The organism is Thiospirochaeta perfilievii, assembly GCF_008329945.1.
GTDB classification, from domain to species: domain Bacteria; phylum Spirochaetota; class Spirochaetia; order DSM-2461; family DSM-2461; genus Thiospirochaeta; species Thiospirochaeta perfilievii.
In genome coordinates, this window is record NZ_CP035807.1 from 116,549 (window position 1) to 128,850 (window position 12,302).

The following is a 12,302-nucleotide window of genomic DNA, read 5'->3' on the forward strand; positions in this document are numbered from 1 at the left end:
AAAAAGATTATAGTATGGTATGAGTAAAAAATCAAACAATCCTGATGCTATAAAAAAATATACAAGGGATTTAAGAGATAAGTTTGAAGCAGAAGAAATTCTTTCATCAAAGGAGATAGAGAATCTTCAAAAAAAATACAACTTATCACTAGAGGATCTTTCTATAATTAAGAAGTTAGCAGATGATTCCTATATTAAGGCAAAGGAAAATTTTGAGTTAGGAGATTGGGATAACTCAATTAGTAACATTGAGGAGTCTATATATAAGTGCCCTTTAGAGATTGAGTATTTAGAACTCTACTTTAACATACTTCTTGAAAAAAATAAGTTACTTGGGGATGATAAAACAGATAGTCAAAACATTGATTTAGTTTTAAAAAGAGTGGCTAATATAAGTAAATTACACTATTACAAATTAAAAAAGCAGACAAAGGAGAAGGTTAAATTTAATAAAAAAATTCTACTTTTTCTTATTATCCCTGTTGTTATTGTCCTATTTATACTATTTATATTATTTTCACCAACAAAAAAAGAGGATATTAAAACAGTTTTTAATAATAACTACCCAGAATTAAATCCAGATGAAGTAGTTACTGAAATAGATATAGTTCATCACAAATCAAAGTTACAGTTAGAAGTTATTAAATCAAAGCTAAGTGGAGATATAAACTCTTTCCTATATCAGCTGCAATTCTATGTTTTTTCAGAATTGGACAATATTACAGAAGTTAGTGGTCAAATAGAGATATACGACAGAAGCAGTATGATTTTATACACTGAAGATTTTCACTCTCCAAAGGATACAAACTACTTCTTAAATGAGAAGATCCCTTTTTCCATAAATGTTAACTCCCATAGAAATATACCTAATATTAAAAGTGTAAAAATTAAAGTTGATAAAATTGTTAGTACAAAGGGAGTAGAGAGAGAGGTTGGGGAGGTTGTAGATATAATTCTCCCTAATAATAGATTGTGGAAGTTAACACTAAATGAGACAGATTATAAAATTACTAAGGGTGTTGTTAATAACTACCTTACTATTGGACTTCTATTAACTAACAGTGATAGTAGTAAAATAAACTATATAGATGGAAGTTTACAGTGGTTAGATGAGTATAACTTAGTAACAGAAGAGGTAGATATAATACTTATTGACAACCAAGATATTCCCCTTGAAAGAAACAGTTCGAGATTAATAAAAAAAACAATTGAGATTAAAAATATAACATCCACTTACAGGGTTAAAATAGGAAATATAAAATGAAAAAATATGATAAAAGAACTTTTGAGAAACATGCTGTAGTATCGTATATATTTAATAAGGATCAGGTTTTATTAATTAAAAAAAAGCGAGGTTTAGGCGCAGGAAAAATTAATGTCCCTGGGGGGCATATAGAAGATGGAGAGAGTGCCTATTGTGCGGCTATTAGAGAGACTATAGAAGAGGTATCTTTAGTAACTGATGAGCTTAAACTAATGGGTTACCTGTTTTTCAAGTTTACAGATGGATTGACTATGAAGGGGTATGTTTACAGAACAGATAATTTTCAAGGTGAACCTAAAGAGAGTGATGAGGCGGTACCATTTTGGATGGATATAGAACAAATCCCCTATGACAGGATGTGGGCTGATGATATTATTTGGTTACCACAGATGATAAATGGTAGATATTTTCGAGGTTATTTTGAATTTGATGGGGATATAATGATAAAAAGAGAGGTTGAGTTTTACGACAGTCTAAGTGAGTTTAATCCATAGTTTTAGATATTTTTTTTAACTCTCTATAGAGAGCATCAATATCAATATCACTACTGTTGTAAGCAACAATTTCTCCAATAGCTAACATAAACACTCCTTCTAACTCTATTAGGCGATCATAAAACTGATTATCCCGAAGTGTCTCTATAACTATCTTATTTTTAAGTCTATTAACAAATGCAAGGGAATCTATAGCGTGTCTAAAATAGTAGTGTCCCTTATAAGCATCATAATAACCACTGTCTTGCCTAAGTACTAGATAAAAATCAAACCAGGAGTTTAAAATAGACTGGGACATAATTGCAATCTCTTTTTCTATTTTTAACCTCTTATTTATCTCTTCTATAGTAGAATCATCACTTAAATTATACCTATTACGACTCTCTTTTAATAATAAAAAACTACTCTCCTTATCTAAATAGGTTCTAGCACTTAATACAGTCTGCTGATCTAAAACAGGCTCTTCCTCCCAATTATCTACAGATTTACAACTGAATAATAAAATAAATAAAAATATAGAGACTAACTTCTTCATAACTTATTATACCTAGCAAAGCCATATATTACAAATCTTTTAAATAAATGGAGGATTTAGTTGAGTAGATAAGTAACCTATTTTGATATATATATGAGTTTAAAATGTCAATATCATCAACTATATTTTCACTTATAGGATTTCCATGTATGGAAAAAACCTTAAATATATTTTTACCACTATTTTTTAAGTGAACAGTAATAGTAGATTCTGTATGAGTAACTATGTCAGTTGCATAATAACCTTCTAGATCCCCTAATAGATTAAAACTCTTTATAATAATACCACTTTTATCAAATATATGGATTGAGTTTTTAAGTAGGACATAGAGGTAATTAGAGGTTGTATAAAGTTGGATAACATCATTTTCAAAGTTATATATACTCTCTGTCTCTAAACTATCTATACTTGTTTTTAAAAGCTGATTATCTACTGTATAAAAAATACTCCTATTATATAGGGTTAGATGCTCTGGATATAGGTCCCCTAGATCTATAAGCCCCTGACTCTTTATTATTAAGTCACTGTCTAAGATATAGTAGTTACACTTATAGTTTTTGATATAGTTACTAGGATTTAACTTGTGACCTCTTAGGTAGATAGATCTACTATTATCCCCTATATTAAAAAGGGAACCAATACTATTTTTGTCCCTACTAAACTCATTTTTAGTAACTAAGTTTATATCATTAAAGGTCTCAATTGTAATAGTAGTTCCCCTACTCTCATACAGAAGATATGTATTGGGTTTTGACTCAAACAATCTAATATAATCACTATTTACATCGACGTTCAGATACTTTTCCACAGGGTATATTCTTAGGATATCACCACTGCTTTTTATAAAACATAGTGTTATTATATTGTTAAAGTCCTTTAAATTACTTAGAAATAGGATATTGTGATTATTATCCTCCAGCAAGTCAGAAACACCGTTAAAAAAGTTTAAACCATCAATTAGTTCAACTTGCTTTTTACAAGAGAATAAAATAGTTATCATAAAGAGTATTACCAGTTTGAACTTCACATTTTTATGATATCATATAGATATGGTATTGAATATAAACTTTTAGTTAGCTATATCTTCTTCCTCTTTCCAGGTGTTAATAATAGATACAATCTCATCCTCTAGTAGGTTTTGTTCTTTTAATAATGAAGTAAAGTAGATCTCTAACTCCTTTAAGGATATGTCATATAGTTTTGAAATCTTACTTGTTTCATCAACTAAAAAACCACTCTCTTCTAAACTGATAATAACCCCTCCACACTCCTTTTGGATTTTAAGGGCTTCTTCGAAGCTCTCTACAGGGGGGAAATAGACAATACCCTTGGATTTAAGCATACCCTTTGGATCATAATCTCTTTTCATATAAGAACTCCTTTAAACTCATTTTTATCTTTTAATTTTTTATTTACTAAATAAGTTAATGAAACAAAAAACAGTATAAAGAATGGTAGTTGAAACATAAGTAATGGGGGAATAAAAAAGCTTAAAGCAAGAATAAGAGCCATTATACCCTGAAAAATTGTAGTTTTTCCATAGATCTTTTTTTGAATAAAAAGTGATATTGAAAATAGAATTAAGCTTAAAGTTAAAAGTATGTTAGGTATTAAAATAAAGAGGAAAGAGATACTACTAATTGATATAGAACGATCTAATAGCTCAACTATAACTAGTATAGGATAGGTAACTAAAAAAAAGATTGTAGATATTTTCAAAAAGATTCTCTCATTTAATAGGGAGTATTTTAAAAAACCGATTACTAAACCAATAAAATACAAAACCATAAAGATATAGGGAAGTACAAATATTATTATTATTGATGATTTAGGACTATATAGTACAATCTCTTTTAAGAAAAAGGATAATATAAAAAGGATTCCAGATGTAAAGGAGTATTTGTATGACCATTTATCCACTGTTACTCTTGCTCCAATAAAAAGTATGTAGCATCAATTGCACTTAAAGCCTTAGATAGTGTCTCTCCAATAGATTTAGCATTTTTCTTTAATTTCTCTTCATCTAATTTAATGTTGTTTAGTAAAAAATTCTCAATATTTGTAATTAAAACTTGGGTAGATTCTTGACTATTTTGGGCATCAAATCCAATAACCTTAGTTTTTATAGTAACTAGATCACCCTTAGTATGGGGTTTTAAAGTAAAAACTAAAATATTATCGCTCTTATCTACTATTTCAAAAAAGGTATAATCTGTAAAAGGTATTTTTACTAATTTAGAGACTTCACCTCTTACTGTTACCACTTCTCCCACATACTTACTTGGATTACTCTTTAGACTTTCTATATTTGTAGTACATGAAAACAGTGATACCATTAATATTATTGTTATTATTTTTTTCATAAAACCTCCAAAAGAAATAGGCTTATTAAATAAGCCTATTTTTATTATAGTTTAATTTCCACATTCATAGAAGGGAGTGGCCTTACAACAATTTCATTGTTAATAAGGTGTTCAATCCCGGCTACAGCAGCTTCAGCAGCACTAATTGTAGTTGTATATGGTACTTTTAATTTAACAGCCTCTGTTCTAATGTATGCATCATCAATTTCAGACTCACTACCCATAGGAGTATTTATTAGAAGGGAGATCTTTCCACTCGCTAAATAATCAACAGCGTGGGGATGTCCCTGTCTTAATTTCTGAATTACCTCAGCTAAAATACCATTTTGATATAAAAAGTTAGCTGTACCCTTAGTTGCAGCTATGTTAAAACCTAAATCATCAAGTTTTTTAGCAACTGGAAGAATTGACTCTTTATCCTTATCGTTTACAGAGATAAAAACTGTACCTGATGTTGGCAGTGTAGCACCAACAGATGCTTGGGCTTTACTAAATGCTTCCCCAAAACTATCACCTGTTCCAATAGCTTCCCCTGTTGATTTCATCTCTGGGCCTAATACAGGGTCTATCATATCGAATCGGTCAAAAGAGAATACAGCCTCTTTTACAGCCCAACCACAAGTACACTTACCAATAGCTACACCAGAGTCACCTACTAACCCCTGCTCTTTTAAGCTAATACCCTGCCAAACACTTACAGCAGCATCAACTAAGTTAATACTAGAAGCCTTAGATAGGAACGGAACTGTTCTACTCGCCCTAGGGTTAACCTCTATGAGGTATAAAACATCATTTTTAGCAGCAAATTGAATGTTTAAGAATCCTTTAACACCAATCTCTTGGGCTATTTTTACAGCTGCATCAACCATCTCCTGTTCTATTTTTGGATTAGCCTTATATGGAGGGAATACACAAGCTGAGTCTCCAGAGTGAATACCTGCTGCTTCAATATGCTGCATAATTCCACCAACATATACACTCTCTCCGTCGGATACAGCATCTAGATCGTACTCAAAGGCATCTTCTAGGAACTGGTCAACTAAAACAGGTTTCTCTTCTGATATTTCAATACCCTTATTGATAAACTCTTCTAATTGCTCATCTGAGTAGGCTATAAACATACTTCTTCCACCAATAACAAATGATGGTCTTAAAAGTACAGGATATCCGATCTCTTTAGCGTACTTCTTAACAAGATCGAAGTTTCCAGCCATTCTATTCTCTGGTTGTCTTAATCCTAATTTTCTAACTAAAGCTGCAAATAACCCTCTATCCTCTGTATCAAATATACCCTTAACGTTAGTTCCTAGTATATTGGCACCGTGGGCCTCTAACTCCTTAGCCATATTTAGAGGAGTTTGCCCCCCTAGTTGTACAACTATATCCTTAACTCCCTCTTTATCCATTATAGATTTAACATACTCTGGTGTTAGTGGTTCCATATATAGTCTATCTGATATTTTAAAATCTGTAGAAACAGTCTCTGGGTTAGAGTTTACAATAATTGTTTTTCTACCCTTCTCTTTATAAGAGAGAGTACTCATTGTACAACAAGTATCAAACTCTAAACCTTGACCAATCCTATTTGGTCCAGAGGCTAAAATCATAACTGAGTTATCAGATAGTTGCCCCCCCTCATTGATCTCTCCATAGGTTGAGTAGAAAAATGGTGTTTTAGCTGTGAACTCTCCAGCACAGGTATCTACAAAGTGGTAACTAGGAACAATTCCACTCTCTATTCTTGATTTTTCAACCTCTATCTTTGTTTTTTTAGATAAGAATGCAATTCTCTCATCGGACAAACCAGCTTTCTTAGCCTCCTCTAAAAGATCAAAGGTTAACTCTTCAGCTTCAATTCTATTCTCAAGATCTAATAGTTGGCACATCATAAATAGGAACCATCTATCATAACCTGTAATTTTATTTAATTCTGTTACAGCGTCAGGGCCCTTTTGTTTTAATACGGTGTATATTGCAAAGATTCTTCTTGGATGGGCAGATCTTAGGATTGTCTGTATTTCAGGATCAGTTAACCCCTCCATCTCTACTAGACCATCAAAACCAAACTCTGCTGCTCGTATAGCCTTATTAACAGCCTCTAATGCTGTTCTACCCAGGGCTAGAGACTCTCCAACACTCTTCATTTGAGTTCCAAGTGCCGAGTATGCTGTTGGGAATTTCTCCATTTCAAACCTTGGTACTTTTACAGCACAGTAGTCTAATGCAGGTTCAAAACAGGATGCTGTAACACCGGTAATCTCATTTAATACTTCATCTAATGTGTAACCTACAGCAAGTTTTGCTGAACATTTAGCTATAGGGAACCCTGTAGCCTTAGAAGCTAGGGCTGAGGATCTTGAAACCCTTGGATTCATCTCTATTACAATCATTCTATCTGAGTCTGGTTTAGTTGCAAATTGTACATTTGAACCACCACAGTCAACACCAACTTCCCGTAATATATCGATGGAACCAGTTCTCATTCTCTGGTACTCTTTATCGGATAGGGTTTGAGCTGGAGCTATAGTTATACTATCCCCTGTGTGAACTCCCATAGGATCTATATTTTCAATGGAGCAGACAATTATAGCGTTATCATTTTTATCCCGCATAACTTCCATCTCATACTCTTTCCACCCTATTAGAGACTCCTCTACTAAAGCTGACCCAACAGGGGATTCTGCTATTGCCCTAGTCATAATTCTTTCTAACTCTTCTATGGAAAAAGCGATATTTCCACCCATACCACCTAGGGTATATGATGGTCTAATAACTAAAGGAAAACCGATCTCTTTTTGAAACTCTACAGCCTCTTTAACTGATGTAGCAACTATAGAGTATGGGGAGTCTAAACCAACCTTCTCTACAACTTTTTTAAACTCACCACGATCTTCAGCCTTTTGAATTGATTCTATTCCTGCTCCAATAATCTCTACACCATACTTTTTAAGGATTCCCTTATCATTTAAGTCTAAAGTTAGGTTTAAAGCAGTCTGTCCACCCATAGTTGATAAAATTGCATCTGGCCTCTCTTTTTTAATAATTGCTTCTACATACTCTGCTCTTAGTGGCTCTACGTATATTGCGTCTGCAATTCCTGGGGATGTCATAACTGTTGCAGGATTAGGGTTAACTAAAATTACATTATACCCCTCCTCCTTTAAAGCTGTAACAGCTTGAGTTCCTGAGTAGTCAAACTCACAAGCTTGACCTATAACAATTGGTCCTGATCCTATAACTAATATTTTCTTTATTTCTGTTCGTGCTGGCATTATTTTAACCCCTTAATAAACGCATCAAAAATCCACGCTGAGTCCTCTGGACCAGGTGCTGCTTCTGGGTGGAATTGACAAGACTGAATATTTAACTCTCTATTTACAATTCCTTCTATTGAATTATCATTTGCATTAACTAGCCATACATCTACACCACTTGGTAGAGTATCACCATCCACTGCAAAACCGTGATTTTGTGATGTTACAAAAACTTTTTTTGTAAACTCATCCCTTACAGGATGGTTACATCCATGGTGTCCAAACTTCATTTTAAATGTTTTAGCACCTAGTGCTAAAGATACAATTTGATGACCTAAACAGATTCCTGTTAACTGCACTTTACCAATTAAATCCTTAACAGTTTCTATCTGGTTAGTTAACATTGCCGGGTCTCCAGGACCGTTTGATAACATTACTAAGTCTGGATTAAATGATAAAATCTCTTTAGAAGTTGTAGAGGATGGTACAATTGTAACCTTACAGTCTCGTTTTACAAACTCTCTAACTATATTAGCTTTTACACCACAGTCATATAAGACTACATGTTTTTTACCCTTTGGATTCTCTATAACAACTTTATCTGTTCCTACCTCTTCAACTAAATTCCGACCAGCCATATCTGGAAACTGATCTAAGTAGGCTAAAATATTTTTAATCTCATTATCACTAAGTTTAGACCCATTTTCAGGTGTAACTATTACACCATTTAAACTACCTTCATCCCTTAGTTTAAGTGTTAATGCCCTAGTATCTAAATCTGTGATACCAAACCTATTGTTGACCTTTAGAAAGTCAGAGAGAGACTCTCTTCCTGGACCTATTGGGCCCTCATAATAGCTTCTTGCTATAAATCCACTAGGCTTAACCCCAGGTCTACAGCTGCTATCCTCTGGACCTATTTCTGACCACTCGTCTAAACACCCATAATTACCTAGGTGTGGGTAGGTCATTAAAACTAACTGTCCAGTATATGAAGGGTCAGTTAATATTTCATGATACCCTGTCATCCCTGTATTAAATACTACTTCACCAGCTGCTGAAGATATCTCACCTGGGATTAATTCTGTAGAAAGTGGTGTTTTGGCACCAAAACTCTTTCCTTTTAACACTGTACCGTCTTTTAGAACGAGAAAGCATATACTTAACATTTAGTCTCCTTAATATTTATACAGTTATTTTGCATATATATGCATCATAACCTATTTTTATTTAAAAAAAAACCACCTAAAGGTGGTTTAATTAATTTTTTCGTTATGATAATCGATCAAAGTGGTAACTTCAATCCCCTTAAATTTTTCTTTAAAATTTAGAAACGGTAAACCTATTACAGAAAAAATATCCGTAACATCAGCACCGGCCTCATGGAACATATGGGCTGCGGCTTGCAGGGTTCCCCCCGTAGCTAACAAATCATCTACTAATAAAACCTTATCACCCTTATTAATATCAGACTTCTGTACTTCTATAACAGCTTCCCCATACTCAAGCTTATAAGATCTATTATATAGATCTCCAGGAAGCTTCCCGGCTTTTCTTACTAAAACTATAGGTAAACCTAACTCCTTAGCTAGAGGAGCTCCAAAAATAAAACCTCTGGACTCTACACAGGCAACTGAAGAGAAGTTCTTATCCTTATAAAGCTCTACCATTTTTTCAATTACATAACTAAATGCTTCAGGGTTCATAAGAATCCCTGTTATATCGTAAAACAGTATACCTTCTTTAGGAAAGTTCGGAACTTTCTTGACTGCAGAATCTAAATCGTAACTCATTATATCATCCTTTGTGATTTGCTTAAATCCTTAAAGATAATATAGATTATTCTCTTTAAAATCAAGGGTAACCCCGTCGAAAAGCCATAACTCTTGAAATTGCTGTTAAAGAGAGGTCATCACTAATACCTCTTTTTAAAAATTCACTTCCATAAGAAGCTATCATAGCACCGTTGTCTGTACAGAGGGATAGGGATGGAAAATATGAGTTCACACCTCTTAATTCTAAAAGCCTCTCCCTTAAGTAGCTATTTGCAGTAACTCCACCTCCAGCTACAACACGTTTAATACCTGTATCTTTAATCGCCTTTTGTACACGTTTAATTAAGACATCTATAGCTATATGCTGAAAACTAGCCGCAATATTCTCTGGTGACTTTTCGCTTACTCCATCCCAAAACTGATCTATTTGATTAATAACAGCAGTTTTTAAACCTGAATAGGATACATCATATTTATGATCACCCTTGTGTAGACTTGATCTTGGGAAATTAAAAGCCTTTGGATCTCCTTTTTTTGCCAAGTCATCAATTATTTTTCCACCTGGATATCCAAAATTGTAAAATTTAGCGACTTTATCAAAGGCTTCCCCACAGGCATCATCGATAGTAGATCCCATTATCTCCATCTGATCAAAACCTGTAACTTTCGCAATAACTGTATGTCCACCTGAAACTAATAGACCTATATATGGATACTCAATATCATACTCTAAATGGGGGGCATAGAGGTGGGCTTTTACATGATCAACCCCAATAATTGGAATACCAAGGGAGTAAGCTAACCCCTTTGCAAAGGAAACACCAACTAAAAGAGAGCCTGATAATCCTGGTCTATTTGCAACAGCAATTCCATCTAACTCTGTAGCTTCTATTCCTGCAATTTCTAAAGACTCTTTAACTACTCCAGATATCCACTGTGTGTGGATTCTTGAAGCTATTTCAGGAACAACTCCCATATATATTTTATGATCTTCGATTTGTGTTGCAATAACGTTGCTTAATATTATTTTTCCATCTTTAATTACAGATGCAGCACACTCATCACAGGAGCTCTCTATTCCTAAAACTAGCACTGTTTACCCCATAACATTGTTGATATTTGATTTAGAGAAGTTCCGTGTTCCAATAGAGATGGTAACATCTCTGCAATAGCTTCACCGAGTTCTCTACTAAGAATACCATCAACTCTTGTAGCTGGGACCCTTTTCTGTTTTTTTATATTTATTAATTCTACACGAATTGCCACTTATAAACTCCTAGGTATATATAATACAAAGGTAATTTATTAATGACAAGGATTTGAAATGATTATTGATATTTCTGAACAGCTAATTGTTTATACATCATATCAGCTATTCCAAAACTTGATGTTTGAGCCATGCTTTTTGAATACTCATCACTTAGCATGTCATCAAATATTTTTTCACCCATATTCTCTTTAATTAGCCCTGATTTGTTAACTGTTTTTTTCATAGAGCTTAACATCTGCTTAATAAACATAGCTTCAAACTCTTTACAACTCTCTTTTAACTTTTGGTCATCCTTAGAGTTAGTAATAGACTTTTGTAAGTTAACAGCCTTACTGTTTCCCACTATTTGGTTTGGATCTAAATTTAAATTATTCATATATAATACCTCGGTATAAATTTAAAATTGATTAAAAAAAAACCGAAATATTTATAATATTTCGGTTTTATACCTAGATTAGACCTAAATCTAGCATAACCTGCATCATATATTTAACTAGATCAAGCCCAAATTCATCGGTACTATCATTTATTACTAATTTAATATATTCCCACTCTTCTTTAGTAAATGGATCATTTTCTACATCATAATTCTCTTCAAATAACTCAAGCAGATTAGTTAGATTATATAGAGCATCTTTAAACTCTCTATCTGAATATGTAACAAATCTAGCAAATATCTCACTGGAAATATCCGCAGGAAGAACCTTACAACACTCTATGAAAATAGGTTCAAACTCATTTTTAAATGAGGATAAGTCCTTATCATAATTTTTTTTATACACTTTACCAATATTTTTAGTGTAAACTCTAGATGTCTCCATTATAACTCTCCTAGTTCATCAGTTCCTGAATAACAAGCTCAGTAATTTCTACATCTGGTTGGAACCATAATAGATTTGGATCAGTCTTCTGAAAAATAACTGAGTAACCATTTTTAAGGCCTACTGATTGTATCGCCTCTTGTAACTTATCTGCAAAATCTGACTTAGTAGCATCAGAAGATATCCTAGCATTTAAATCCCGATTTTTATACTTAGTGTACTCTTGTAAGTTTATCTTTTTTATCTGTAGCTCACTCTCAAGTTCTACTACTAACTCTTGATTATCATCATCCCTTGCTTCAATTAACTCTTTATCTATTTGATCGATCTCAATTTTTCTTTTTGATATCTCTTCTTGAATAGATCTTTTAAGCTCATCGAATTTTCTAACATCAGCGGACTCTTTTATAAATCTTGTATAAACCTCATTAACATTAACAATACCTACCTTTGTAATGTCATTTGCACTAATATTAAAAGAGATTAAAATTAAAATTGTAATAAAAACTCTATTTTTCATAACTCC

At 33.0% G+C, this 12,302-nt stretch carries 15 protein-coding genes; 2 read left to right on the forward strand and 13 right to left on the reverse strand.

Annotated elements, in window-relative coordinates:
* The first annotated feature begins 19 nt into the window (after positions 1-19).
* Positions 20-1,264: a hypothetical protein gene (locus tag EW093_RS00540; protein WP_149566512.1), complete on the forward strand. Its 1,245-nt coding sequence runs from the start codon at positions 20-22 to the stop codon at positions 1,262-1,264.
* Positions 1,261-1,758 (forward strand): 8-oxo-dGTP diphosphatase, encoded by a 498-nt coding sequence (locus EW093_RS00545; RefSeq protein WP_149566513.1) that lies wholly within the window; start codon positions 1,261-1,263, stop codon positions 1,756-1,758. Before EW093_RS00540 ends, EW093_RS00545 begins: the two co-directional genes overlap by 4 nt.
* Here EW093_RS00545 and EW093_RS00550 read toward each other — a convergent pair.
* From EW093_RS00550 to EW093_RS00610, 13 genes are all read right to left on the reverse strand, one after another.
* A complete protein-coding gene (locus tag EW093_RS00550) occupies positions 1,748-2,293 on the reverse strand; it encodes a hypothetical protein (RefSeq protein WP_149566514.1) in 546 nt (181 codons plus the stop codon). The two genes, EW093_RS00545 and EW093_RS00550, sit on opposite strands and share 11 nt — an antisense overlap.
* A gap of 28 nt (positions 2,294-2,321) precedes the next feature.
* Positions 2,322-3,320, reverse strand: a complete 999-nt coding sequence (locus tag EW093_RS00555) for a hypothetical protein (RefSeq protein ID WP_149566515.1) — start codon at positions 3,318-3,320, stop codon at positions 2,322-2,324.
* Positions 3,321-3,362: 42 nt separating this feature from the next.
* Positions 3,363-3,662 (reverse strand): hypothetical protein, encoded by a 300-nt coding sequence (locus EW093_RS00560; RefSeq protein ID WP_149566516.1) that lies wholly within the window; start codon positions 3,660-3,662, stop codon positions 3,363-3,365.
* Positions 3,659-4,213, reverse strand: a complete 555-nt coding sequence (locus EW093_RS00565) for a hypothetical protein (protein WP_149566517.1) — start codon at positions 4,211-4,213, stop codon at positions 3,659-3,661. Before EW093_RS00565 ends, EW093_RS00560 begins: the two co-directional genes overlap by 4 nt.
* A gap of 2 nt (positions 4,214-4,215) precedes the next feature.
* On the reverse strand, positions 4,216-4,656 hold the full coding sequence (locus tag EW093_RS00570; protein ID WP_149566518.1) for a hypothetical protein: 441 nt from the start codon (positions 4,654-4,656) through the stop codon (positions 4,216-4,218).
* Positions 4,657-4,700: 44 nt separating this feature from the next.
* Positions 4,701-7,928, reverse strand: a complete 3,228-nt coding sequence (gene carB / locus EW093_RS00575; RefSeq protein WP_149566519.1) for a carbamoyl-phosphate synthase large subunit — start codon at positions 7,926-7,928, stop codon at positions 4,701-4,703.
* Positions 7,928-9,079, reverse strand: coding sequence for a glutamine-hydrolyzing carbamoyl-phosphate synthase small subunit (carA, locus tag EW093_RS00580; RefSeq protein WP_149566520.1), 1,152 nt, complete (start codon positions 9,077-9,079; stop codon positions 7,928-7,930). Before carA ends, carB begins: the two co-directional genes overlap by 1 nt.
* A gap of 87 nt (positions 9,080-9,166) precedes the next feature.
* On the reverse strand, positions 9,167-9,703 hold the full coding sequence (locus tag EW093_RS00585; RefSeq protein WP_149566521.1) for an adenine phosphoribosyltransferase: 537 nt from the start codon (positions 9,701-9,703) through the stop codon (positions 9,167-9,169).
* A gap of 61 nt (positions 9,704-9,764) precedes the next feature.
* Positions 9,765-10,778, reverse strand: a complete 1,014-nt coding sequence (tsaD, locus tag EW093_RS00590) for a tRNA (adenosine(37)-N6)-threonylcarbamoyltransferase complex transferase subunit TsaD (RefSeq protein ID WP_149566522.1) — start codon at positions 10,776-10,778, stop codon at positions 9,765-9,767.
* Complete coding sequence (locus EW093_RS00595; protein WP_149566523.1) at positions 10,772-10,951, reverse strand: hypothetical protein; 180 nt, start codon at positions 10,949-10,951, stop codon at positions 10,772-10,774. The genes tsaD and EW093_RS00595 overlap by 7 nt, the downstream gene beginning before the upstream one ends.
* A 62-nt stretch (positions 10,952-11,013) precedes the next feature.
* Positions 11,014-11,331, reverse strand: coding sequence for a rod-binding protein (locus EW093_RS00600; RefSeq protein WP_223111626.1), 318 nt, complete (start codon positions 11,329-11,331; stop codon positions 11,014-11,016).
* A gap of 73 nt (positions 11,332-11,404) precedes the next feature.
* Positions 11,405-11,776, reverse strand: a complete 372-nt coding sequence (locus EW093_RS00605) for a BTB/POZ domain-containing protein (RefSeq protein WP_149566525.1) — start codon at positions 11,774-11,776, stop codon at positions 11,405-11,407.
* Positions 11,777-11,786: 10 nt separating this feature from the next.
* Complete coding sequence (locus EW093_RS00610) at positions 11,787-12,296, reverse strand: OmpH/Skp family outer membrane protein (RefSeq protein ID WP_149566526.1); 510 nt, start codon at positions 12,294-12,296, stop codon at positions 11,787-11,789.
* Positions 12,297-12,302: the final 6 nt, after the last annotated feature.

Excerpts from the sequence above, each read along its gene's own strand:
- EW093_RS00540 (WP_149566512.1), top strand. The coding sequence starts at position 20 with ATGAGTAAAAAATCAAACAATCCTGATGCTATAAAAAAATATACAAGG.
- EW093_RS00605 (WP_149566525.1), bottom strand. The coding sequence starts at position 11,776 with ATGGAGACATCTAGAGTTTACACTAAAAATATTGGTAAAGTGTATAAA.
- EW093_RS00570 (WP_149566518.1), bottom strand. The coding sequence starts at position 4,656 with ATGAAAAAAATAATAACAATAATATTAATGGTATCACTGTTTTCATGT.
- EW093_RS00560 (WP_149566516.1), bottom strand. The coding sequence starts at position 3,662 with ATGAAAAGAGATTATGATCCAAAGGGTATGCTTAAATCCAAGGGTATT.
- EW093_RS00550 (WP_149566514.1), bottom strand. The coding sequence starts at position 2,293 with ATGAAGAAGTTAGTCTCTATATTTTTATTTATTTTATTATTCAGTTGT.
- EW093_RS00545 (WP_149566513.1), top strand. The coding sequence starts at position 1,261 with ATGAAAAAATATGATAAAAGAACTTTTGAGAAACATGCTGTAGTATCG.
- EW093_RS00585 (WP_149566521.1), bottom strand. The coding sequence starts at position 9,703 with ATGAGTTACGATTTAGATTCTGCAGTCAAGAAAGTTCCGAACTTTCCT.
- EW093_RS00610 (WP_149566526.1), bottom strand. The coding sequence starts at position 12,296 with ATGAAAAATAGAGTTTTTATTACAATTTTAATTTTAATCTCTTTTAAT.
- carB (WP_149566519.1), bottom strand. The coding sequence starts at position 7,928 with ATGCCAGCACGAACAGAAATAAAGAAAATATTAGTTATAGGATCAGGA.
- carA (WP_149566520.1), bottom strand. The coding sequence starts at position 9,079 with ATGTTAAGTATATGCTTTCTCGTTCTAAAAGACGGTACAGTGTTAAAA.
- EW093_RS00600 (WP_223111626.1), bottom strand. The coding sequence starts at position 11,331 with ATGAATAATTTAAATTTAGATCCAAACCAAATAGTGGGAAACAGTAAG.